Origin of the sequence: Marinomonas colpomeniae (assembly GCF_014803385.1) — a bacterium.
GTDB classification, from domain to species: Bacteria; Pseudomonadota; Gammaproteobacteria; order Pseudomonadales; family Marinomonadaceae; genus Marinomonas; species Marinomonas colpomeniae.
In genome coordinates this window covers 167,904-193,628 of sequence record NZ_JACYFC010000004.1, presented here as the reverse complement: position 1 = coordinate 193,628, position 25,725 = coordinate 167,904, and the positions used below count along the sequence as shown (strand labels likewise).

Here is a 25,725-nt window from a genome sequence, read left to right as displayed (position 1 = left end):
ATATTCAATCAATACAGGCACTACATTCATGATTGGAATCTAAGTTACCTCTAGATATCAATGATAACGGACCTAATAACCACATCTGAAATATGCTTCAGCCACTCACTTTGAAAAGACGCATCTTGAAAATTAGCACCAACAAAAACAGTAAGTGTATGTTGATTTGAGCAATAAAAATACGTCAATGCAGATATTGTAAGATAAAGATTTCTTGCAGTAACTTCTTTGCGAAAGACGCCACTTTTTTGACCTTTCTTTAATAAAGGAGCCAAGTTTCCCTGAATATTCCCAGAAATACTTTTAATGTTTTCTGACTGCCTAGAATGCTTCGCTCGATGAAGGTTCTCATCATTTAGAATAGCAACAAACTCAGGATGATCTAGGTAATAGCGAAAGGTAAACTCTATGATGCTCTCCAATGCCTCTATAGGGGAATCAATATCCAAGTCCAACGCTTTTTCTGCCTTGTAAAACTCTAAATAAGTTGCTTCCAAGACATTTAAAAATAACGATTCTTTATTCCCAAAGTAATAATAAATCATTCTATCATTAGAGTTAGCTTCACGAGAGATACGCTCAATACGACCTCCAGAAAAACCATCTTCAGCAAACACTTTCGTCGCAGATTTTAAAATTTTACTTTTAGTTAAACGAGCTTGCTTTGCACGCTTTCCTTCAATGGAATTGAGTGATTTATCATCAGATATAGATTGTTTACTCATTAGATCCTTATATATCACGATTTAAATAAAAATTAATGACTACCTGGATTCGCTCTAATATTAGCGATGGTCTGATATAAATCATTCCAACTAGGTTTGTCTGGTGCAAATTCTGCACGCATATAAACCACTAATGATGCCAACTGTTTATCATTAAAGCTATCAGCAAAACCGGGCATATAACCAAGCGAAGAGTCTACTGGTTCCTGTATACCATATAAAATGGTTCTGATTAAATTATTAGGTTTGTCGCTATGAATATTCGTATTAGCCTGCATTTCAGGACGTATACCAAACCAATCATCTTGTGATCTAGATGTATGACAAGCGGAACAAGCGCCTTCAAACATACTCTTTCCTTTCGTATAGGATAAAGTTTGAGAAGACGAATCATTTTTCCATTCTGTAGAAAGAATAGGCTCTATTTCAGCTGACTCAACAGAAGCGACAGGTACAGTTACATTAGCCAAAATAGCCTCCGTTGCAGACAATTCTTGCTGACTACCTATACTTGTTAAGTAATGCGACATAGCTCGAATATCGCTATCTGGTAACTTGCCCAACTCTTTAACGACAGGCCCCATTGGTCCTGTAGCCGGACCATGTTCTAGAGAATGACCTGATCGTAAATAATCAAATAAGGCATTTTCACTCCAAGGCGTTGGAGCCTTACTTAATGACGTTAACGCCGGAGCGTCCCATCCATCGACTTCTCCTCCAGCTAAAAAGCTTTTTCCTACTTTCTCTGCACCCATTAAGTTACGAGGAGAATGGCATGCGCTACAATGTCCTAAACCATTAACCAGATAAGCACCACGATTCCATATATCACTTTTCTCAGGGAGCTCTTTAAATTGAGTGCGACTTTTAAACAATGTATTCCAACCTGCCATCAGGGGACGAATATTAAATGGAAAACTTAGTTCGTTTTTTGGGAGACTCGTTTTCACGGCCGGACGTGACATGATGTAAGCATACAATGCCTGCATATCTTCATTATTCACATTTTGATAAGCCGTATAAGGGAATACTGGATACAAGTGCTTACCATCTCGACTAATCCCTTCACGCATCGCCCTTTCAAAGGCGGAAAAAGACCAATTTCCTAAACCTGTCTCTGGGTCTGGGGTAAGATTCGTGCTGTAAACTTTACCAAAAGGAGTATCTAACGCTCGACCACCGGCATTTATTTCACCGCCTTCAGATGTATGGCAAACAGTACAATCCCCTGCGGCAAACAACATCTCCCCTTTCGCGATTGTTGCTTGCGAATACGTTCCTACACTTGGAACTTGTATAGGAGCAATAGCAGGTCGCCAAGGCGACATAACTACGGCAACCCCAGCTATCGAAGTAAATAATGCAAACCATTTAGCAAGGCCATATTTTTTTTTTACGATTACTTCAGGTACTCCACTTTTTTTCAGTAGCCCTTCTTTCATTTTCTCCGCGGTAAAAGGTGGCTGCCTTAGTCGCACTCCTGTAGCATCAAAAATAGCATTAGCAATGGCAGCGGCACTGGGAACCGAAGCGGATTCACCAGCACCTTGCGGAGGCTCTTCTGGCTTATCTGCCATTACAATTTCGACATCAGGTATTTCTGGGAAAGTTAAAATAGGATAGGCACCCCATTCTTTATCAATCACAGCACTTTCGTTAAATGAAACACTCTCCTTTAACGCTCGACTCGTTGACTGAAGTACATTACCTTGAATCTGATGTCTCACGCCATCTGGATTAATCATCAGGCCTGCATCATGCCCAACTACAACTCGAGTAACGCTAACTTCCCCAGAATCAGTATCTACTTCTACATCAGCCACCCACGCAGCCCACGCAGCACCAAACCCAGGAAATTTGCTGTGCACATAACGTGCGTAAGCGAAACCTCGACCTTTAACAATTGAACCAACTTTATTCTTTTCTTCCCAGTGACCTTTTTTTGTTTCCCAATTCGCTCGATCAGCTACAGACTTCACTAATTCTGCTGCTCTCGTGTCTTTTAGATAGCGAAGACGATATTCAACAGGGTCTTCGCCTGCGGCTTCTGCTAGCTCATCAATATAGGACTCATGAGCAAAGGTATTAGGTAAAGCAGAGACTCCTCGTAACCAAGCCGCTCTCACAATAGGAGCCATATCGTTTACACGTACTCGAATATGATCAAAGTGATAAGGAGGAATAATTGTTCTATCCCCCATTTCTAGAGCAGCTGCTACAGGCTCTATAACGCCAGTCAATAAAAGGGTGATCATTGGTGCTCCGTTGGACGGATAAGATGCCGAAAAGTCGTATCCCGCCGGACTGCCATCCGCATTGATACCACCATCAACTTCCATTAACTGGCCTGCACCTTTTGGCTCCCAAAGACTCTCCTGCTCTCGTGTTAACTGCACTCTTACAGGGCGCCTTACTGCTCGCGACAATAAAACAGCATCACCACAAACGTCATCAGCACAATTTCTGCCATAACAACCCGATGCTTCATAACGAATAACCTCGACCATTCTTTCATCAATACTTAATAAAAAAGCTAAGTCGGTACGTAATATATGTGGGTTTTGCGTACCAGACCAAACAGTCACTTTATTAGATTGGACATCCGCTACACTACAAGAGGGACCAATGGAGGCATGCATTTGATATGGCCAAACGTAGGTACGTTGCATACGCTGATCAGCATTAGCAATCGCTTGCTCAACATCACCCTCTTCCAATAATGTTCTTTGTGTCGATGGATTAGCTTTAACGGCAAATTCCAAATCAGTTAGGTCTGGTAAGTTTGGGTGAGGTTTCCAGTGAACTTTTAATTCTTTCATTGCACGAATAGCATTCTCTTCACGTTCAGCAACGACACCAACAAAATCTCCAATCACTTCAATAGCGACAATACCTGGAATATGATCAATCGAATCTCTTTCTACTCCGAGTAAAGAGTTTCCGATGAAATCACCATCATCTCTACCTGAATAAGGTGGTCGAATAACACGCCCATGCAACATACCAGGTACACGTACGTCATGAACATAAGTCAACTCACCTGTAGCTTTAGCAGGGATATCTGTTCTACTAGCTGACTTACCAACAATTTTGTAATCATTTACAGGCTTTAGGGGTGCATTTTCATCTATTTCTAAAACAACTTTGTCGTGAGACACCAAGTCACCATAAAAAACCGATATATTAGGGTCTTCTTTAGAGAAAATATGACCAGCAAGGAAAGTTAATTTATCAGGTGTTATACCAAGATGCTTAGCAGCAGAGATTAATAAATATTGACGTGCTGTTGCTGCTGCATGACGCAAAGGCACAGCTGTTATCTGCAATGTTGCACTAGCAATTGTCGCACCTTGATTTGGGGCGCGCTCAGTATCACCTAAAACCATCTTCACTTGGTTCATTTCTAAGTCCAGCTCTTCAGCAACAATTTGTGCTAACGCTGTTCGAATCCCTGTACCTAAATCCACATGGCCATTGAAAGCAGTTACCTTTCCCTCTGCATCAATTGCAATATATATTTCTAATTCCGTTGTTGTTTTTATGTCATCTGCTTTTTGTGCTGGACTGAGTGGCGGATTACTTTCTTTAACAATAAACAAACCCTGACTTTTAGCGAAAAGTTCGGCCCTAGTTTCGGACGAATTACTGGTGATATTCAACATACTAATTTCCTTCTTCAAGCAAATTGGAAGCATCAGAAAAAAGATTTTCCGCTGCTGCTTCCACCGCTTTAATAATTTCTATATGTGTGCCACATCGACATAAATTTGCCCTTAATGCCTCTTTAATTTGTTCTTTTGATGGCTTAACCGCACATTTATTTAAAAATGCTGTTGTGGTAATTATCATCCCATTTGTGCAGTAACCACACTGAGATGCCTGCTCATCAATAAAAGCCTTTTGCACAAAACTAGGAGATTCAATAGAACCTAGCCCTTCTAAGGTTTGCACTTCTCGACCTTCCACAGCAATAAGAGGAATGACACAACAGCGAGCGACGCGGGTATCTATCAGGACAGAGCAAGCGCCACATTCTCCTAATCCACAACCGAACTTAGGCCCATTGAGTTGGAAGTCATTCCGCAATATATATAAAAGCGGTGTTTGTTCATCCGCTTCGACTTGCACCATTTTATTATTAAGTGAAAAAATAACTTTTTTAATCATCGTAATGCTAAGCGCCATCAATATTCATTAAGTACTTACTTAACAAAAATAAGCAATTTTGATACCAAAAGTGTTTTTAATTCATTGAAAAGTAAAAGGGCTCATATGCAGATGAAAAAAATCAATAGATTAAACATCTATAACGTCATATAAGACGCGATTAAGGCAATTTCATCTTTATCTTAAGCTCGAGGAAAAACCAAATAGCCGCCTGATTGTGGTTTCTAGTAACACATATAAATAGAAGTGAAGAGAGGATTAAAACGTACAGATTAATCATTAAAATAATAACCAATCTGTAAGTTATTATGGAAAGACCTATTGTTGAATTTTCAAGTTATTCAATATCACTCATACAAACCTCGCCTTATTTCATCCAAAACCACCATACAATTAAACAAATAACGAGTACCCCTAAAAAGTTAACCAACATATCAACCCCCTACTTATTATTTGATTTCGGTGTGAAAAAACGTAGTCGATTTGCATTTGTCACTACGGTAATAGACGACAATGACATGGCAACACCAGCAACAATAGGGCTCAAAAGCCACCCAGTAAGAGGAAATAGTAATCCTGCCGCTATTGGTATTCCCAGAGAGTTATAAACAAAAGCACCAAATAGATTTTGCTTTATGTTTTTCATTGTCGCAGAACTGATAGCGATGATATCGGAGACGCCATGCAAGGAACCTCGCATCAAAGTTATATCGGCACTCTCGATGGCGACATCGGTACCGCTGCCGATTGCAAAACCTACATCAGATTGAGCCAGTGCCGGCGCGTCATTTATACCGTCTCCCACCATGCCAACAACCTTGCCTTGCTGTTGGATTTTCTTTATCCAATCAAGTTTATCTGCGGGCATTAATTCAGCATAAAATTCATCTACATTAGCCTCTAATGCAATGGCTTTTGCTGTATTTTGATTGTCGCCAGTTAACATAACAACACGAAGGCCTTGCTGATGAAATCGCGCTATGGCTTCTTTAGCATCATCACGAATTGGATCACTTATTCCAAACAGAGCCATTAAACTATCATTTATGGCAAAGTAAGTTACCGTATTGGCCTGTTGCTCCCATTGATCAGCCATTACTTCAGAAACCTCTAAATCAATATTATGTTCGTGCATAAGTTTTTGATTGCCAAGTAGAAGACGATCTTGACCATAAGTAGCCTTTACTCCCATTCCTGTAATGGATTCAAAACCTGATATGTCTCCCTCAACCAGTGCTGTAGCATCCTTGTGTTCATTAGCATAATGAATGAGTGCCATTGCTAATGGATGATTAGATCCTTTTTCAAGTAATTCAATAAGATTCAAACCATCTTTTCTATCGGAAAAACTATTGTAATTAGTCACTAATGGTTTCCCTTGAGTAATGGTTCCTGTTTTGTCTAGCACAATGACGTTTAATTCACTGGCCTTTTGTAATGCTTCGCCATTACGAATTAGACCTCCAAACTCAGCGGCTTTACCTATCCCTATCATTGTTGAAATCGGCGTGGCTAAACCTAGCGCACAAGGACAAGCTATAATCAAAACAGACGTAGCGGCGACTATCATATAAACCATACTTGGTTGCGGGCCGAAGTTGTACCAAATTAGCGCAGTAAGAATAGATAAAATAATGACGGAAGGTACAAATATGGCCGACACATTATCTGCCAAACGATTAATAGGAGGCTTAGAGTTTTGAGCATTGGATACCATGTTAATAATTTGGGCGAGTATTGTATCGCTACCTACTTTTTTAGCCTCCAATACGATGCTGCCCTGACCATTAATGGTTCCAGCGGAAACAGTGTCGCCCGCTTCTTTTTTTACAGGCATAGGTTCTCCTGTCAGCATAGACTCATCAATAATACTCTGTCCTTCAAGCACAATACCGTCAACGGGGATTTTTTCACCTGCCCGCACTCTAATTTTATCGCCTACAACAACCTCTTCAACGGCTAAAACCAACTCCTTACCATCTCGAATAACCAGTGCGGTTTTCACTCTTAGATCAAGCAATCTCCTTATTGATTGAGATGTTCGTCCTCTGGCTTTAAGTTCCAGCGCTTGTCCCAGATTGATCAAACCAATGATCATAGCCGTAGCTTCAAAATAAAGGTGTCGAGCACCTTCTGGCAAATATTGCGGGAACAACACAACGATCATAGAATAAAGCCATGCGGTACCTGTTCCTAATGCGATCAAGGTGTCCATGTTGGCATTACGATTAACAAATGCTTTAGCTGCGCCAACGAAAAAGTGCTTTCCTGCTTTCCATAAAATAATGAAAGTAATCAACCCAACAACTAACCAAATCAGCTGTTCGTTTAAAGTATTGACGTTCATTGGACCACCAAGTAGCCCATAAACCATCAATGGAATACCCACACCTAGGCCGATATAACTTTTGATCATTTTGGCCCGATATTCATTCGAGTCTGATTTAACACGCTCTTTTTCCGCTTTATCTTCATCCAATATTTCTTTTGCGTCATAACCAACAGACTGAATAGTTTGAATTAAATAATCTGTCATCTGAGCCGTAGTTATCAATGCAGTACGATTAGCAAAATTAATGTCAACAGAATCGGTTTTTGGAAGAGTGTTAAGTGCTTTTTGAATTGTGTTAACACAACCAGCACATGTCACACCAATAAGAGCCAACTTTACTTTATGTGTTTGCTCACTGCTGATAGGTTCTTTCATTTTCATTTTGGACTCCTTCAATTAGTGCTCTGTGTTTCAGACCAATCGTCAATTAAACAACAAATTGCCTTATCATCCGGGAGTGTATCCGGCTCCTTAGACCAATCAGAAAAAGTGTTTTCCATAATGCCTAAATGACGATTAAGCTCTTCAATTTTTCGTTTTGCCTCAGTGATTTTACTTTCAAGCATTTGGCGAACAGTAGGACATGGAGAACTTCCTTGTTGAGAAAGCTGAATTATATGTTCGATCTCTTTAAGGCTAAAACCAATTGCTTTTGCATGTGAGATAAACTTCAAACGCTCGAGAGCTGCCGTGTCATATATTTTGTAACCATTTTCTGGCTGTCTCGTTGCAATTAGTAAACCTTTACGCGTGTAAAAACGTACTGTCTCAGGCGTTACACCTACAGCTTGAGCTAACTCAGAAGTTTTCATAGCATTACCACCACCATCTTTTTAATTACCAAAAACCTAATAGATACTGCCCATTTCACTCAAACAGAAATGCCAATGTAAAAATAACTATGAACATGATAAGAGATACCTTGAGCATCAAGCCTAAGTTCGTACTCCCTCCTTTAGGCGCTTTATTACAACAGTTCATAATATTAAGCCTTATATTTGAATCTATACAGCCATCATAAATCCTATGTGTTACACACAGGTCAAGGTGCACTTATAATAATTAAAATAAACCGAATAACAGACAATAAAAAACAACCAATTAGGCAAAAAAGATCATTAGGTATGGAGTATATAAAGGAATGAATTTTCAACGATCGAACAAATAGGTGAGTTTTATATCAGCTAATATGAACGATGTTTAGGTAGATTGGTAATAGTCAAAAGAACGCTCTTTTAGAATAGATATCTAACATTCGGTTTGTTGGGTTACCCACACAAACCGAATGTTAAAAATATCATGCATTTTGAACTAGGCTATTCTTTTACTTCTAATAGCCGCCTCCAAGGTGTTTTGCATCAGCATAGAAATAGTCATTGGCCCTACACCACCAGGAACAGGAGTAATGGCCGACACTTTATCAATGACATTGTCAAAGTCTACGTCACCAACAAGTGTATTTTTACCCTCTTCCGTTGTGATTCGATTGATACCAACATCAATAACAACAGCACCAGGTTTGATCCAACCTTCTTTTATGTGCTTCGGTATGCCGACCGCCGCAACAACAATGTCTGCCAGTTTACATAATTCAGCAGGGGTTTCTGTTCGACTGTGAATAATGGTAACAGTACAGTTTTCTTGTAATAAGAGACTCGCCATCGGCTTGCCAACAATATTAGAACGGCCGATCACGACTGCATGCTTTCCGCTCAGAGTGCTACCCATGACAGCTTTAATGAGATGGATAGAACCCGCTGGTGTACAAGGAACCAGTACGTCACTTGTATCACCTGTTGTGAGCTTGCCTGTATTCAGATAATGAAAACCATCGACGTCTTTTTCAGGCGCAATCGATTGTATAACATGATGCGCGTTGATTTGTTTTGGTAGAGGTAGCTGAACCAATATGCCATGAATAGTAGAATCGTTATTCAAGTTATTGATCAGCTCAAGCACCTCACTTTCTGACACATCAGCGTGCAAATCAAATTGTTTAGAAACAAAGCCACACTCTTTGGCTCTTGCACTTTTGCTTCTAACATAGACACTGCTTGCTGCATCATTACCAACTAAAATAACGGCTAAACCTGGAACAATATTTTCTATTGCCCTACGAGATTTAACAGACTCAATAATCTCCTCGGCAACTCGCTTACCATCAATGATGACAGTAGCATTATTCGACAGTGACAATTTATTGGAAGATAACGGTACGGTGGTCATGAAGAAGTATTCTACGTTCAAGTTGAAGTTTTACTGCTTTTGCAAGAACCTGACTCTCAGTATCACGGCCAATCGCAACCATATCACTTGCAGAGGCAGCATGATCGATACGCTTTACGTCTTGCTCGATAATCGGTCCTTCATCAAGATCTGCGGTCACGTAGTGGGCCGTCGCTCCAATAAGCTTAACGCCTTTATCACGAGCTTGATGATAGGGGCGTCCACCTTTAAAACTAGGTAAAAATGAGTGATGAATATTGATAATTTTACCGGACATTTTTTGGCAAAGATTGTCTGACAAAACCTGCATATAACGAGCTAAAATAACAAGGTCAATGTTTTCGTCATCGATAAGTTTAAGCAGTTCTGCTTCTTGTTCTGGCTTTGTATCAGGTGTAATTGGCAAATAGTGAAATTCTAAACCTTCATGCTCAACACGCGATTTATATCTTTCGTGGTTGGAAGCAACAGACACTAATTCCATTGGCAATTGGTCAATTGAATATCGATACAACAAATCATTTAAGCAATGACCCAATTGCGACACCATAATCATGACACGAGGCTTAATAGAAAGGTCATACACATTACACACCATCTCTGGATAAGAAATATTTACTTCTAGATCCTTTTGGAATGCTTTAAGCGTAACGCTATCATTAATTTCAAAGCATAAGCGCATGAAAAAGCGCTTATCATCTAGATCAACATATTGGCCACTTTCAATGATGTTACCCCCACTCGTGGTCACATAACTGGTAACGGAGCTGATAATCCCTGCGCTGTCATCACAAACAAGGTTGAGTACGAATTTTTTCATCTTCATATGCTTCTTTTTCTGGATTACTTTCACTATTTTATATAGAGAAAGTGATTTTTTGGCGGAATCATTAATCTTAAACATTTAACAATGCATGTCATGACTAATCACTTTTCTTAGCTAGGAATAACTTTGTACTGTTGGTGATAGTTTATAGCGCAGAGATGATTGCAAGCACAAAGGATATAATGGCACTCAGCCATTCCTAATTGGAATGCATTATTTTTATTATCGCTGTGATTAAGTTACACTTAAAATAAATTGAGGCGGAATGTGGAATGAGAACATCACTACCATTTATGAATTCTTTGGTTTTCTTTGAATCCACCGCACGCTTAGGTAGCTTTACTAAAGCTGCGGAAGAACTCTACATAACACAAAGTGCAGTGAGTAAAAAAATAAAATTATTAGAAGAAAGCCTAGGGTTTAATTTGTTTATTAGAGAGCCCAGACAGTTAATACTTACGGATGCAGGAAAGGAGTTTTACAACGACGCGAAAAGCGTATTGAATCAGATGTCTGAAACCATTAACCGAATCAATCGAAATTCCGACTCAAATACCGTTACTATTACTTGTACTCAAGCCGTCTCACACTACTGGCTGTTCCCTAGAATAATGCGTTTTAACCTTCAGCACCCAGAAATCGCGATCAACATCTATGCTTCGAATGACCTTGATGAAAACACCTGCGCTCAATTTGATCTAGGTATCTTAAACAGTGACGGTGATTGGAGTACCCAACTCAATAATCACTTATTATTTCATGAACGTATTTATCCTATTTGCCACTACGATTACCCCATTAATACCTTATTAACACCAGAAAACATTTTAAATCAAAAACTTATTCATCTAGACCCTTCAGCATGGCGATGGCCGACATGGGTAAACTGGTTTGCAAGCTTTGGCATCGAATTTTCCATTCCGAAAAATGCTCAACTATTCAATCAAGTCACATTGGCTTTAGAGGCCTCACGACAAGGTATGGGCATTAGTCTTGGTTGGGAGTTTATGACAGAAGAAATGTTAAAAAGGAATGAGCTGAAGCGTGTCAGCGATATGTTTTATGAACCAGGTATGGCGGACTTTTTGGTATACAGGAAGTCTAAAGAGCTTTCAGAATCAGCAAGAGTATTCCGTGATTGGCTGCTCAAGGATGTTGACAATCACAAATAAGAACCCAGTACATAAATGTCTTTTCAAAATAAACTACCAATGTTTTTCACACAATCCTCCTGTTTTTTTGAAATCCATATAAGTTCCAAAATGGAATGTATAAAATCATTTTTCCTTAGAAATCAAAAAATGTAAGCTAGTATTAGTGGATATTGTAGCCTGTATCATTCAAGTCGCACTCACTACCAAACAGATTTGTTTTTAAGAAAAGTCGATTTGATTTTACTCTACCCCCATCTATCAAGGATAATTCCCCAATAATGCATTATCAATGACACATCTTGGTAGATTACTGCAAACGACCTGTCTAATTAGTGGAACCCCTATTCAATGGAAATCAAAGTTAATTTTCTCGACAATCTAAGACTTGAAGCCAAGTTTGATGATTTCACCGTTACCACTGATCAACCGATCCGTTATAAAGGTGACGGTTCAGCTCCTAGCCCATTTGATTACTTCTTAGCTTCGTCAGCTCTTTGTGCCGCATATTTTGTAAAGGTATATTGTAAATCTCGTGATATCCCGACAGATAACATTCGTCTCTCTCAAAATAATATTGTCGATCCAGAAGATCGTTACAATCAGATCTTTCGAATCCAAGTTGAGCTTCCAGAAGATATTTCAGATAAAGATCGCCAAGGTATTTTACGTTCTATTGACCGCTGTACTGTTAAGAAGGTCGTGCAAACGGGGCCTGAATTTAAAATTGAAACCGTTGAAAATCTAGATTCTGATGCAAATGCTATGCTCATGGGTCAGTCCGATAATGCATCAAATACTTTTATTCTGGGAAAAGACCTACCTGTAGAACAAACCATTGCCAACATGACAGAGACGTTAGCCGACCTTGGAATGAAAATTGAGATCTCATCATGGCGTAATATAGTGCCCAATGTTTGGTCTCTTCATATTCGTGACGCGGCTTCGCCTATGTGTTTTACCAACGGTAAAGGCGCATCTAAAGAAAGTGCCCTTTGCTCAGCTCTTGGGGAGTTTATTGAGCGTTTAAATAACAATTTTTTCTATAATGATCAATTTTTTGGCGCAGACATTGCCAACAGTGAATTTGTTCATTATCCCAATGAAAAGTGGTTTGCATTAACAGAAGATGATGCTTTACCAATTGGTGTGTTAGATGATTACTGCTTAGATATTTACAACCCAGACGACGAGCTGTTTGGCTCGCACTTGATTGATACTAATTCAGGTAATAAAGAACGTGGTATTTGTTCGATTCCCTATACTCGAAAGTCCGATGGTGAAATTGTGTACTTCCCATCAAATCTAATCGAAAACCTCTTTTTAAGTAATGGTATGAGTGCCGGTAATAACCTACAAGAAGCTCATGTACAGTGCTTGTCAGAAATTTTTGAGCGTGCTGTGAAACGCCAAATTATCGAAGAAGAAATTGTTTTACCTGATGTCCCTATGCAAGTACTTGAAAAATACCCAAATATTCTTGCAGGTATTAATGGCTTAGAAGAACAAGGCTTTCCAGTAGTAGTAAAAGATGCATCACTTGGCGGTCAGTTCCCAGTAATGTGTGTCACTTTAATGAACCCAAAAACAGGTGGTGTATTTGCTTCTTTTGGTGCGCATCCTAGCCTTGAAGTTGCATTAGAACGCAGTTTAACTGAATTGCTACAAGGTCGTAGCTTTGAAGGTTTAAACGATGTACCAAAACCAACGTTTAACAGTATGGCGGTTAGCGAACCTGAAAATTTTGTTGAACACTTCATTGATTCTACTGGTGTTATTTCATGGCACTTCTTTAGTGATAAACATGACTACGAGTTCAGCGAATGGGATTTTTCTGGAACAAATGAAGAAGAAGCAAACAGTTTATTTGGCATCTTAGAAGATCTAGGTAAAGAGGTGTATATTGCCGAATTTACAGACTTGGGCGCTTCAGCCTGTCGTATTCTAGTACCAGATTATTCTGAGGTGTACCCAGTTGAAGACTTAGTTTGGGACAATACAAACAAAGCGCTGAGTTATCGTGAAGATATCTTAAACCTACATTCTTTAAGCGATAAACAGCTAGCCGATTTAGTGAATCGACTAGAAGATAGTCAACTCGATAACTACACAGATATCCCTACCTTAATCGGCATTGTATTTGATGACAATACAGTTTGGGGCCAATTAACCATAATGGAACTTAAAATCCTAATCTATTTGGCACTCGATTCACACGAAGATGCCATGGAGCTAGTCGGTGAGTTTCTACAGTTTAATGACAATACGGTAAAACGAGGCCTATTCTATCAAGCCATGAATGCTGTATTAGAAGTCATGTTAGACGATGAGTTAGAGCTTAGCGATTTCATGCATAATTTCAATCGTATGTTTAGTAAAGACGTTATGGAAAATGTGGTGGGCTCTGTCACTGGTGAAGTACGCTTTTACGGTCTAACTAAGACTAGTATGCAACTTGAAGGAATAGAGCCACATTTACGATTAATTGAAAGCTACAAAAAATTGCATCAAGCACGAAAAATAAGCACTACGAAATAACGCTGTTAATTAGTTTGGATCAACAAAATAAAAAAGCGAACCTTTGTGTTCGCTTTTTTCGCTTTTTTTGCATATGAGCTTCAGCTTATCAAGCTAAGCATTATAAATAATATTTTTCCTCACCAACAATCTCTCTACTTCAGAAATACAGCAATAAACCTATCTATATGATGTTACATCACTTTACAAAAAAATGAACATTCGCATTTTTAATAGACTATATTTTTATAAAAACTTATAAAACTACAGATTTAACTATCACTCTTTAAGGCTTCATTAAATGAATAATATATCTAATAGATATCAAATTAAAACCAGCTTTTAGTAAGTTTATTACATGCTAATAAAAAACTATAGGTCTTTAACTGGATCGATTTTCAAACAAAGAACTAATAGAGAAATCCAATATAAGGACATAGTATAAATGAATGTAACCATCAAAATTCGTCTGATTTTACTAGGCACTATATTAGCGTTTGTACCTACATTGATAATCAGTTTAGTGCTGCACAACACTGCAATGAACGATGCTTCAGTTATCGTAAAGAAAGACAAACAAGATAAATTGATTGCCCTAAGAGACGTTACAGCAACAACTATTGAAGATTACATCACCTTAATTCAAGACCAAATTATCAGTTTCTCAAGCAATTTAATGGTCGTAGAAGCAATGGAAAGTATGGATACATCATTCCATAACTATGTAGGACAAATAAGCGATGCAGATATAGCTGTAAAAAAATCAACTCTTAAAGATTTTTATAACACCCAATTTGATGTTGAATACAAAGCCCTTAACACTGGAAAAACCTCTTCTCCAAATGATTTATTTGAAAAAGCAGGAAAGCCTGCTTGGGCACTACAAGGTTTGTATATTAGTGAAAATCCAGCTCCATTAGGTGAAAAAGATAGCCTTATAGATGCAGGTATAACAAACGATTACACACAACATCATTCAAAATTCCACCCCATATTTAGACAGTATCAACAGCTATTTGATTATTACGATATTTTTCTTGTGGACGCAAAAGAAGGTCATATAATTTATAGCGTTTATAAAGAACTTGATTACGCAACATCGCTAAAATTAGGGCCTTATGCAGACTCGGCTATTGGTGAAGCTTACAGAAAGGCTCTTTCTGCAACAGATAAAGATCAAACTTTTTTAACCGATTTTTCTTCTTACACACCTTCTTACAACAAAGCAGCCTCATTTATTTCATCTCCTATTTTCGATAAAGACACCTTGGTTGGAATCTTGATATTTCAAATGCCAGTTGATCGAATCAATCGAATAATGAACCATAATAATGATTGGGAACACAGTGGCCTGGGTAAAACGGGGGAAACCTATTTAATTGGTGAAAATAAAACAATGCGCAGCAATAGTCGCAGACTCATTGAAAATAAAGAAGATTATTTAGCTTCCTTGTCTGCAACAGGAGTATCAGATGTTGTTTTACAAAATTTAAAAGAAAAAGAAAGCTCCATCAGCCTTCAATCAGTCGATACTATTGGCGTACAAAAAGCACTTTCTGGAGAGACAGGATTTTCTGTTTTTGAGAATATTTATGGCCATAATGTTTTTTCTGCTTACAAGCCCTTAGACATAAAAGATCTAAACTGGGTCATTATGAGTGAAGTCGATGAAAGTGAGACACTATATGGACTCGATGTATTAAATGAAACGCTGTTTAAACACATCTTAGTTTTTGTTTGTATTTTCTTAGTAGTCGGCACGATACTAGGTTGGTTATTGGCCGTTATTATCATAAAACCAATCAATCATGTGATAGATACTGTCTTTTGCCTCTCTGAAGGCGAAGGGGATTTGACTAAACGTTTAGAAATAAAGGGGAAAGATGAAACAGCAAAACTCTCTCAAGGCATCAATTTATTTATAGGCCATATTGATACCACCTTCTCCGCTGTACTTGATTCAGTTGTTCGTCTGATACCTATTTCAAAAGATATGGCGGATGTAAACCATAAAATTTCTGAATCATCTCATAAACAAAAATTACATTCCGAAAAAATCAATTCACTGTTAATTTCAACAAACGAGTCAACACAAGTCGTCGATGAAAAATTAGGGCAAATAAGAGAGTCAACAGAAAGTGGTAATAAAGTGGTTAAAAACACCTCTAAAGCGATGGAAGACGTTCACGACTCTATGGATATTTTATCTGATAATGTCACGCAAGCAGTTGCTGCAATTGATACATTAACAGAAGATACGGATCGTATTTCAGGAATAATTGATGTCATTAATGGCATTGCTGAACAAACAAATCTTTTAGCATTGAATGCAGCTATAGAAGCAGCTCGCGCAGGTGAAGCAGGACGAGGTTTTGCGGTAGTTGCTGATGAAGTTAGAAGTTTAGCATCAAAAACACGTCAATCGACTAATCAAGTAACTGAAATGGTTAATACTATTCAATCTAGTACTCAATCTGTTGTGACTTTGATGGCTAACAGTCAGAGCAATGCAGATAAGTCGTCTAAAAGCGTTAATCAGGCAACGCAAGAACTTGCTCTGGTAAACGACGCTATGGTGATTATTTTTGATCGTGTCAAAGATATTGATTCTGCACTCAAAAACCAACAGTCAGGGTTTATGGAAATAAATGACACTTATGAACTCATGAATCTTAGTTTTCAGGAATCTGAAGCTGCTGGTGAAGAATCTACTCTAGTTGGTGCAGATATAGAGAAACTTGGTGACACCATAATGAATAAAATCAGTGTCTTTACGGTGACTAACAAAAACTGGTCGACAAATAGACGTAATAAAATACGTATAAAAGAATCAAATGAACAGCAGGAAAAATAACTTCGGATTATGAGAGTGACATTTATTGATTAATTTTTTAGTAAAATCGATACGAAACGAAGAATACTAATTCTGGAATATATTCTTATTTGAAGCTCTTATCTCTGAGTTCACAGAGATAAGAGTCACATATTAAATCGAGACTCTACTTAACCAATTCAGATGAATTACGAAGCCATTTAATCAAGCTGAAATATGTGTGGTTGGCCACTGAAATAAAGACTGATTGAACACTATTAGTGACTCAGTATCATGATTTATTACACCAACCAACCTCTATCAATTGCAGTTCAATAACTAAATAACACTTCGTGAACAGACGTTTAAAAAATAGACATATAGAGATGCCGTACTCAAATCGCTCAATAGGAATAGGGATACTGACGGAAATTTGTTAATCTAAGTCATCAATCTAAATATGAAAGATTATGACACCTCTTGCTTTAATAGATAACTTAGAACATTTACCGAACCCTTTCACTCAATTTGAAAGCATTGCGGCTCATTTAGAAAGCTACACCCCTCAACTGTCCGACCCAGACTATCGTCGCGATCTACAACTCGCACTTTGCTTTATTTACAGCTACAACGGCTCTCAAGCGACGTTTAATTCGTATCGTCGTGAAGTTGAGCGCCTGTTACTTTGGTCGTGGAATTTCGCCTCTTGCCCTTCTACGCATTTACGACGAGACCAAATTGAAGAATTCATCCATTTTTGCATCGCACCACCTGAAACATGGATAGGTACGAAAAATGTTGCTCGCTTTAAATTACAAATGGGAGAAAGAACACCAAATAAAACATGGCGTCCTTTTGTTGCTCATGTCAGCAAGCTAGAGTTTAAAAATGGTGACGTACCACAAACCAAACAACATTCTTTATCTCAATCCGCTATTCGTGCGACCTTTTCCATTCTCTCTTCCTATTATGGTTTTCTTATGCAAGAAGATGCAGCACAGCAAAATCCAGTTGCGCTGATTCGTCAAAAAAGTAAATTTGTAAAAAAAGAAGTGACGAGAAAACAAGTAAGGCGTATTTCAAACTTGCAGTGGGATTACGTAATTGAAACGGCAGAACTATTGGCAGAAGAAGACCCGATAACACACGAACGCACTTTATTTATTATGAACGCCCTACTCGGAATGTATTTACGTATATCTGAATTAGTCGCAGATGAAAGGTCTGCGCCTACAATGGGAGACTTTATAAAAGACGCCGATGGACATTGGTGGTTTAAAGTTCTGTCAAAAGGCAACAAAGAACGTCTGGTCGCAGTATCAGACGACATGCTCTCATCCCTTATTCGCTATAGACGATTTAGAGACTTGCCTACACTGCCTACGATTGCAGAGAATACCCCTCTAGTACCCAAAAATCGTGGTCAAGGCGCTATGACAAGCTCGAGACAAGTTCGGAATATTGTTCAATCATGTTTCGATAAAGCCCATGAGCGTATGTGTGAAGATGGCATGAGTGCCGATGCTGACGATTTACGGGTCGCCACAGTTCATTGGCTAAGACATACTGGTATATCCGAAGATGTTAAAACCCGACCAAAAGAACACGTTAGAGAAGACGCTGGACACGCCAGTATGGCAACAACAGACAAATACATAGACACAGAATACAGAGAACGGCACGCCAGTGGACGTAAAAAAACGCTGCGCCCACATTAATCGAAAATATGTTTATATTATTTAACCCAACGCTCTAGGCTTTTTTCATCATTCGTATTGGCAGCAACCCATCGTGACTCTAAGCCTTGGGTTTCTTTTTTCCAAAAAGCAGCACGGCTTTTCAAATAATCCATAATAAAATCGCAGGCCTCAAATGCTTCAGCACGATGAGCAGCACTCACCCCAACAAACACGATTTGATCGTCAATAGACAAGCGTCCTACACGATGAACGACAGAGACATCAAGCAAAGACCAACGGCTATTGGCTTCATCCACAATCGCTTGTAAATTACGCTCTGTCATACCTGGATAATGCTCTAGCTCAAAAGAACAAGCCTGTTTAGACAAGTCGGAAAATTGACGAACCAAGCCAACAAACATAACAACTGCACCTGTTTGGTTGGCTTTTAATAAATTGTTATATAAGTCATCAACCTGAAAATTTTCTTGCTGAACTTGTATCATTTAACCTCCCGTTACAGGTGGAAAAAAAGCAATTTCTTTCACAGACTCAGAAATCATATCTGCGTCTCTTGTAAATTCAAAATCTACTGAAGATTGGATACTCTCATCTAATAATGCTTGCCCATTTTTCAATTCATTCGCCAATTTTTGCTTTAGTTGACCAATACTCACTGGCAAATCAAGTGTAATAACACAAGAATCTTGACCTATGATTTCTTTCAAGGAAGCGAAAAACACCACATTCACACTAAGCATTCCCTCTACTCCAATCACCACTTTTTCCACCCTTTTTTTCTAGCAAAGACACATTATTAATCACAATTCCTTTGTCTACTGCCTTGCACATGTCATAAAGTGTTAATGCAGCAATACTCGCGCCTGTTAACGCTTCCATTTCTACCCCTGTCTTGCCTGCTAACGAACAGGTACATAAAACTTCTAGTTCGCACTCATTAATGACATTAATATCCACACTAACTTTACTTAGCATTAGTGGATGACAAAGGGGAATAAGGTCCGAGGTTTTTTTGGCTGCTTGAATACCAGCAATACGCGCTGTCGCCAATACATCACCTTTAGGTAAACCGCCCTCAATGACTTTTATTAATGTAGATGCTTTCATTTTCAAAATAGCTTGAGCTGTTGCAGTACGCTTTGTAATACTTTTATCAGAAACATCGACCATATGAGCATGGCCTTGATGATCTAAATGGGTCAGTTTATCGGTCATAGTAATCCTAAAAAATATACATATATCAGAAATATCGCCTATATTTTAAGAAAGCGCACATGATTGCAAGTGAAGACTTCTCCATTACAAGCAAACTCATTAATATAATTTATGCTTAAAGGAGTTTTTAGCACCGTCATTACCCCATACATAAGGATAAGTAGGAATGATATTTAGAGGTTTTCTTTTTTTCTTTTTTCTGACATCTCAGTTATGGGCACAACCTCTTTTAATGCCAGAAGATCAACTTACACTCCCTGCAGAACTTTATACTTTTAGAGAGATTGGTCCTGTATCTGCACAATATTTATTGCAAGAAAAGCAATTCGAGAAGGGGTTATACAATGAGTCTCAAGGCTTCTCCAACAATGCTTACTGGCATAAATTAGAATTCCCAATAACACCAGTGGGAATTGGCAGCAATGCGATTTACCTCGGCATGAATTTTTATGTAATAGACCACCTTGATTTTTACCTTTTCCATGGAAACCAGCTACAAAACCATTGGAAAAGAGGCGCATTACAAAACTGGAATAACAATACAGCGCATTACAAAGGTATATGGATTCCTATCTCACTATCCAGCCAACACACCACAACGCTACTTATTAGAAAACAAGGCAATAGCCCTCTTCTTACTCCTATTCAATTATTTAATGAAGAAGATGCCATTACACAACAAGAACAAAGAATGCTCTTTTGGGCATTTATTATTAGCGGTTTATTTATCCTGCTTGTTCATAACGTTTTTGTATTTGTATTACTCAGACAACCAGGTTTCGTTTACTACCTTGGTTTGAATATTGTACTTTTTATTTCGTTGTCAATAATTACAGGTTTCAATCGTTGGATTTTTCCAGAAGCCATTAGCCAATGGACAGTCAGTAACATTTTTGTGATTTTTGGTATGGCCGCATGGATTCTATATAGGTTCAGCTTACACTTCTTAAAAGAAGTTCAAATTCCACACCCTCGTTCATTTATCAGAAGATACGGTGATTGGGCATTCATTTTATTTTTGTTATCAACTCAGCTAGTGGCGGTAAAGACATCTGCGTTATTTTTCGCGACGATAGAAGTTTTTATTTTTGCCTCTTGTACTTATTGGGGAATTAAAGCTTACAAGAAAGGGTTTATAGCTGCGCGCTTCTATCTCTTTTCATGGCTTATTTTAATGCTTGGCAGCATTCTTAATACTTGCATTTACTGGGAACTCTTACCAATTAATTTCGCAACAGAATCCCTTCTTCCAATAAGCGCAATCATTCAGCTGTTAGGCTTTTCATTTGCCTTTGCCGATAAAGCAAATCACATAGAACACAATCGCCAACTAGAAGCCGTTACAGACATACGAACAGGATTACCCAATCGCTCTTATTACTTTGATCATTTGCCGATCCAATTAAATAAAGTAAAGCAGCAACACCCAGAGCTAGTTCTTATAATGATAGATATTGCTAGTCATCTAAAATTGAGCCAAGCCTTTGGTCCAGCAACGGCAGATGAAGCCTTATGTGAAATAATGAGCAGCATTAATGAAAAAACGTCTCAGATGGATGGCTTTTTATCTTTTCCTTTACCCAATAAAGCACTAAAAAAATCGATCCGTTTAAACACTAAAAACATCGTTTTGATAAGTACAACACCTAGCTCACTAACAAAGCAGATTCAACAAATTCAACAGTTGCTCGAACAACCGACCTTAGTGAACAAAATACATTTTCGACACCAATACAAAATAGGCAGTGCACTCTATCCAACACAAGGCGAAAGTCTAGATAAGCTATATCAAAACGCAATGGTAGCCAGTAACTCGGTCCTATATTCATCAGGAAACTGGGTTCCTTTTACTCATCAATTGAAAAGTAATCATGCACATCAGCTACATTTAATTACGCTATTGACTGACGATATTGAGCACGGAAAGCTGTATTTTGATATCCAGCCTCAAGTCAATTTAGTGGGACGAAATATTGTAGGAGGAGAAGTCCTCATCAGGTGGCGTAATGAGCATATAGGGCAAGTTTCACCGGCAGAGTTCATTCCTTTAGCCGAACAAACAGGTTTGATTTATAAATTGACTGATATGTTACTTAAAAAGATATTTAAGTGGGCATCTACGCATCCAGAAGCGCTTCTTACACAAAGTTTGTCTATTAATATTTCTGCGTTAGACCTTCTCCAAGAAGATTTTGCGAAGCGTACAATCCTGTTACTAAAGCAATATGAATTGCCTGCAGAAAAATTTACTATAGAAATTACCGAAACAAGTGTATTTGAAAATAGCGATATCGTTGGTAACAACGTAAAAGAGTTACATAAAGCAGGTTTTAAATTAGCCATAGATGACTTTGGTGTCGGTTATAGCTCAATGCAGAATCTTGTTTCACTTAATACGAATGAATTGAAAATAGATCGTTTTTTCGTGATGAATTTACTCGTAGATACACAAAGCCAAATTTTATGCCGTAGCATGATAGACCTTAGTAAAGAGTTAAATATTGTCAGTGTTGCGGAAGGCATTGAGTCTGAGGAAATATTAACATTATTGAAAAAATGGCACTGCCAAGTTGGTCAGGGTTATCATCTTCATCGCCCTATGCCACCTGAGAATTACCTAAGTCTTTTAGAAGAGTCCAATACGCATTTGTCCTCGCCCATAAATAATGCATAATGAATTGTATAATTCACTACTATAACATGCGGTTAGTATCTGAAAATCTATGAGCTTAATAGACGACTATCAACTGTTGGACATTCCAACGAATGCCAATGAACAAGAAGCAAAAGCCGCTTTTAGGCGTTTAGCTCGACGTTATCACCCCGATAAAAACCCAGACACTGATACAACAGAGCTTTTCCAACGCCTACAGTCTGCCTATGAAAATGTCGGCAACGCAATACGACAAGGTACAAAAGTAGAAGATTGGAAGCCATTTACCTTTACAGATGGGCAACCTTCTCCAGCAAAAAATCGCTATAACAGTTTTTCAGATACAACAGATAAAGAACAAGAAGCGTTTATTAAAGAGCGCCAGCGTGCTTACGAAGAAATGAAGCGTAATAATGCACACCACGATAAAGCCCGCGACGATGCTATAAAAACAGCACGTAATACTCTGAATGAAAAACGCATCAAGGCCTTGTATGAAGAAGCGTTTAAAGCATCAAAAAACTTCACTTCAGAAGGTTATAGCTATACAGAGTCTGACGAAAAACAACAAAAACGTACTAATATTCCACCTTATCAATCATTTGTTGATGGCGATGAAGAATACATCCACTTCCATCAACAAAAAAAAGAGCCTGTCAGTCAGCCAATACGTTTAGATGCCGCTAAAGCGGCATTTCGAGCCACTACCTATATCGCCTTTTTTGCCGCTGGAATATACAGCACAATTTTTTGGCAATCTTTCCAAGACAGTCCAACGATAGAGTCACAAGAAACGGCGTATATTAGCGGTTTATACCCTCAGTTTAGAGTTGGAACGAACTACACATTAAGTAATACGAACTTATATGCCGAGCCTGACTTATCAAGCTCGGTATTACTGAATTTACCAACCCAATCAAACTTGCAAAGCATAAAAATGCAAGGTGACTGGCTTACTGTACGCTACCAAGGTGTCAGTGGCTGGGTACAAGCCAAGGACATAGGCTATGGAAGTATAGAGAACGCCCTCAAAACAGGCTGTATGGGACAACCAGGTGCATCACCATCACATGGGGAACAAATCGGGAAAATAAAAGGCAGTAGTCGACTCAGAATACTTAACCAGCTACCTCAACATAGCATGCTGACTTTTGAATCTTATGATGGACAAAAACCCTTCTCAATTTACCTTTATGGAAAGCAATCTTATGCGGCAAACTATATTCCAAGAGGCAGCTACAGATTGGTGTTAGAGACAGGATCAATGTATCATCACGCTTGTAATCAATTCCTCTTTAATGAGTCGAGTAAAGTCATTTTGGAAAACGTTGATTTTGCTAGCACAGAGCAATCCCTCACGCTAAAGCCATAATCATCTAAAAAATGACATAAGAAAAATCACACTAAAAACAATCAACCTAGAGTATTTCACTTCCCATGCTAAGTAACATCCGAATCGTTCTAATCAACACCTTTCATCCTGGTAACGTTGGCGCCATTGCCCGCGCTATGAAAAACATGGGGCTAACGAACCTTTATTTGGTTGATCCAAATGACTATCCATCAGAAGAAGCTACGAGCCGAGCGGCTGGAGCGGTTGATCTACTCGACAACGCAACGATAGTACCTACATTAAAAGAAGCCATTGCCGACTGCAGCCTTGTCATTGGCACCAGTGCACGCCATCGAACGTTTCAACTGCCTATTATGAATGCTCGTGAATGCGCAGAAACCGTTATACCTGAAGCGAAGCAACATAATGTCGCCATTGTTTTTGGCCGTGAAAAAACAGGTTTGCTAAACGACGAAATAGCTCAATGTCATCGTCAAGTGTATATAGACGCCAACGATGAATACCCTGTCTTAAATATTTCTCAAGCAGTACAAATTGTTGCTTATGAAATTTGGATGGCAAACCAACATAAAGACTTCGCAGAACAAGAAACACCAGACTACCCACATAGAAAAGATATGGATTTATTCTACGAGCATTTAGAAGAGACCCTTTACGGCATCAATTTTGTAGTTCGTAATCATCCAGGGAAAGTATTAGAAAAACTGCATCGCTTTTTCAATCGTTCGCGACCAGAAAAGCAAGAGTTAGGAATACTTAGAGGAGTCTTAGCGGCGGTTCAACGTGAAGCTGGGTTAACAGAAGCGAACAATCACCCTGAGAAAAAAGCAAAAGACGCGCTAAAAGACAATAATCAAAAAAATTAAACGTTTCTTGTTATGTGATATAAAAAATGCAGCCAATAGGCTGCATTTTTGTTTTTGCTATTCTGCAATTTTATAACGACTTCACGTCATTATTTATCAGCACGACCAGCAAACTTACGCTCTTCAACATTCACCTTAATTCGGTCACCTGTTGAAATATGCTCTGGTACTTGAACAACGGCACCAGTAGACAGTTTTGCAGGTTTATTACGTGACGTCGCAGAAGCGCCTTTGATAGAAGGGTCTGTTTCAATCACTTCCAACTCAACATTGGTAGGTAATTCAATCGCAACCGGTGAATCGTCAACCAGAACCACTTGAATTCCAACCGTGTCTTCGTTAATAAATAAAATCTGGTCTTCAATGGACGCTTTATTCAAACTGTAAGGCGTATAGTCTTCGTCATCCATAAAGACGTATTCATCACCATCCGTATAAGAAAAAGCAGCTGAACGACGAATAAGATCGGCAAGTCCAATCATGTCAGAATCTTTAAATGACTCGTCTAATTTACGCCCAGAGACCACATCGTACATACGCATACGGTAAATACTGCCACCAGCTCGACCTTGTGGAACAGAACGCTCAATGTCTCTCACAATGTATGTTTTACCATCGTAATCAACCGCCATATTTTTTTTAATTTCACTCGCCTTAGGCATTTTTTCTCATCCTAAAATAACATGTTATGAATCTATAAAAAGTAATGTACTAGAGCATTATCCTAATGGACTTAGAGATTGACTACCAGTCACTAAATCCATTAAACACTCTAATCATCGATATAATATAACGAAAAATAAGAATCAATATTCCGTGTACTTTTTAGCCTTACCTTTCACTTGCTCGACGGGATAATTATCCGCGTTTTTAAGCATTTTTTCTTGCGCAGCAGCGAATAAATCAATATTTAACTTATCCGCCAAACGCACAGTAAACAGCAAGACATCCGCCAACTCTTCTTTGGCCGCTTGAGCACTCTTATCATCTAACTGATAAGACGCCTCTTCCGTCACCCAACGAAAGCAATCCAATAGTTCAGCCGTTTCACCAGCTAACGCCATGGTTAAGTTTTTAGGTGAATGAAACTGATCCCAATCTCGCTCTTCAGCAAATTGGCGCATAGCAATTTTAAGCTGCTCTAGCGTGTCTTTACTGTTTATTGATAACTCATCAGCCAT

General features: G+C 38.6%; 19 protein-coding genes. 7 read left to right on the top strand and 12 right to left on the bottom strand.

All coding sequences use genetic code 11. The features are described from left to right. Positions 1-50: 50 nt before the first annotated feature. The 7 genes from IF202_RS12920 to purU form a co-directional block, all read right to left on the bottom strand. Positions 51-725: a TetR/AcrR family transcriptional regulator gene (locus IF202_RS12920; protein ID WP_191595336.1), complete on the bottom strand. Its 675-nt coding sequence runs from the start codon at positions 723-725 to the stop codon at positions 51-53. A 32-nt stretch (positions 726-757) separates the two neighbouring features. After that, positions 758-4,387 carry a molybdopterin cofactor-binding domain-containing protein gene (locus tag IF202_RS12915; protein ID WP_191595335.1) on the bottom strand — a complete coding sequence of 1,210 codons (3,630 nt, stop codon included), beginning with the start codon at positions 4,385-4,387 and terminating at the stop codon, positions 758-760. Position 4,388: 1 nt separating this feature from the next. Further along, positions 4,389-4,910 (bottom strand): (2Fe-2S)-binding protein, encoded by a 522-nt coding sequence (locus IF202_RS12910; protein WP_235963514.1) that lies wholly within the window; start codon positions 4,908-4,910, stop codon positions 4,389-4,391. Between the two features lie 424 nt (positions 4,911-5,334). Beyond that, complete coding sequence (locus tag IF202_RS12905) at positions 5,335-7,605, bottom strand: heavy metal translocating P-type ATPase (RefSeq protein ID WP_191595334.1); 2,271 nt, start codon at positions 7,603-7,605, stop codon at positions 5,335-5,337. Positions 7,606-7,616: 11 nt separating this feature from the next. Continuing rightward, positions 7,617-8,036: a MerR family transcriptional regulator gene (locus IF202_RS12900; RefSeq protein WP_191595333.1), complete on the bottom strand. Its 420-nt coding sequence runs from the start codon at positions 8,034-8,036 to the stop codon at positions 7,617-7,619. Positions 8,037-8,535: 499 nt separating this feature from the next. Then, on the bottom strand, positions 8,536-9,450 hold the full coding sequence (locus IF202_RS12895; protein ID WP_191595332.1) for a bifunctional 5,10-methylenetetrahydrofolate dehydrogenase/5,10-methenyltetrahydrofolate cyclohydrolase: 915 nt from the start codon (positions 9,448-9,450) through the stop codon (positions 8,536-8,538). Further along, positions 9,422-10,270 carry a formyltetrahydrofolate deformylase gene (gene purU, locus IF202_RS12890; RefSeq protein WP_191595331.1) on the bottom strand — a complete coding sequence of 283 codons (849 nt, stop codon included), beginning with the start codon at positions 10,268-10,270 and terminating at the stop codon, positions 9,422-9,424. Before purU ends, IF202_RS12895 begins: the two co-directional genes overlap by 29 nt. A gap of 278 nt (positions 10,271-10,548) precedes the next feature. Here purU and IF202_RS12885 point away from each other — a divergent pair, with 278 nt between their 5' ends. The 4 genes from IF202_RS12885 (at position 10,549) to IF202_RS12870 (ending at position 18,474) form a co-directional block, all read left to right on the top strand. After that, positions 10,549-11,448, top strand: a complete 900-nt coding sequence (locus IF202_RS12885; protein ID WP_191595330.1) for a LysR family transcriptional regulator — start codon at positions 10,549-10,551, stop codon at positions 11,446-11,448. Between the two features lie 330 nt (positions 11,449-11,778). Next, the gene (locus IF202_RS12880; RefSeq protein ID WP_191595329.1) at positions 11,779-13,965 is read left to right on the top strand and encodes an OsmC domain/YcaO domain-containing protein; all 2,187 of its coding nucleotides are present in this window, start codon (positions 11,779-11,781) and stop codon (positions 13,963-13,965) included. 424 nt (positions 13,966-14,389) lie between these two features. Continuing rightward, entirely contained in the window at positions 14,390-16,798 is a 2,409-nt protein-coding gene (locus tag IF202_RS12875; protein ID WP_191595328.1) for a methyl-accepting chemotaxis protein, read from the top strand. Between the two features lie 428 nt (positions 16,799-17,226). After that, positions 17,227-18,474, top strand: coding sequence for a tyrosine-type recombinase/integrase (locus IF202_RS12870; RefSeq protein ID WP_191595327.1), 1,248 nt, complete (start codon positions 17,227-17,229; stop codon positions 18,472-18,474). A 17-nt stretch (positions 18,475-18,491) separates the two neighbouring features. On the opposite strand, the gene IF202_RS12865 is transcribed toward IF202_RS12870, so the two are convergent. Genes IF202_RS12865 through moaC form a run of 3 tightly spaced genes read right to left on the bottom strand, consistent with a single transcriptional unit; the run spans position 18,492 to position 19,671 of the window. Beyond that, positions 18,492-18,941 (bottom strand): molybdenum cofactor biosynthesis protein MoaE, encoded by a 450-nt coding sequence (locus IF202_RS12865; protein ID WP_191595326.1) that lies wholly within the window; start codon positions 18,939-18,941, stop codon positions 18,492-18,494. After that, positions 18,942-19,196: a MoaD/ThiS family protein gene (locus IF202_RS12860; RefSeq protein ID WP_191595325.1), complete on the bottom strand. Its 255-nt coding sequence runs from the start codon at positions 19,194-19,196 to the stop codon at positions 18,942-18,944. After that, positions 19,189-19,671: a cyclic pyranopterin monophosphate synthase MoaC gene (gene moaC / locus IF202_RS12855; protein ID WP_191595324.1), complete on the bottom strand. Its 483-nt coding sequence runs from the start codon at positions 19,669-19,671 to the stop codon at positions 19,189-19,191. Before moaC ends, IF202_RS12860 begins: the two co-directional genes overlap by 8 nt. 166 nt (positions 19,672-19,837) lie before the next feature. Between moaC and IF202_RS12850 the strand changes: the two genes are divergently transcribed. The 3 genes from IF202_RS12850 to trmJ all read left to right on the top strand — a co-directional run bounded on the left by IF202_RS12850 (position 19,838) and on the right by trmJ (position 24,544). Continuing rightward, positions 19,838-22,345, top strand: coding sequence for an EAL domain-containing protein (locus IF202_RS12850; protein ID WP_191595323.1), 2,508 nt, complete (start codon positions 19,838-19,840; stop codon positions 22,343-22,345). 49 nt (positions 22,346-22,394) lie between these two features. Continuing rightward, positions 22,395-23,696, top strand: coding sequence for a J domain-containing protein (locus tag IF202_RS12845; RefSeq protein ID WP_191595322.1), 1,302 nt, complete (start codon positions 22,395-22,397; stop codon positions 23,694-23,696). 65 nt (positions 23,697-23,761) lie between these two features. Next, positions 23,762-24,544, top strand: a complete 783-nt coding sequence (gene trmJ / locus IF202_RS12840) for a tRNA (cytosine(32)/uridine(32)-2'-O)-methyltransferase TrmJ (protein WP_191595321.1) — start codon at positions 23,762-23,764, stop codon at positions 24,542-24,544. 89 nt (positions 24,545-24,633) lie between these two features. Here the strand turns inward: trmJ and efpL are convergent, their stop codons facing one another. Next, positions 24,634-25,206 (bottom strand): elongation factor P-like protein EfpL, encoded by a 573-nt coding sequence (gene efpL / locus IF202_RS12835; protein WP_191595320.1) that lies wholly within the window; start codon positions 25,204-25,206, stop codon positions 24,634-24,636. A 144-nt stretch (positions 25,207-25,350) separates the two neighbouring features. Then, positions 25,351-25,725, bottom strand: a complete 375-nt coding sequence (locus IF202_RS12830; protein WP_191595319.1) for a nucleotide pyrophosphohydrolase — start codon at positions 25,723-25,725, stop codon at positions 25,351-25,353.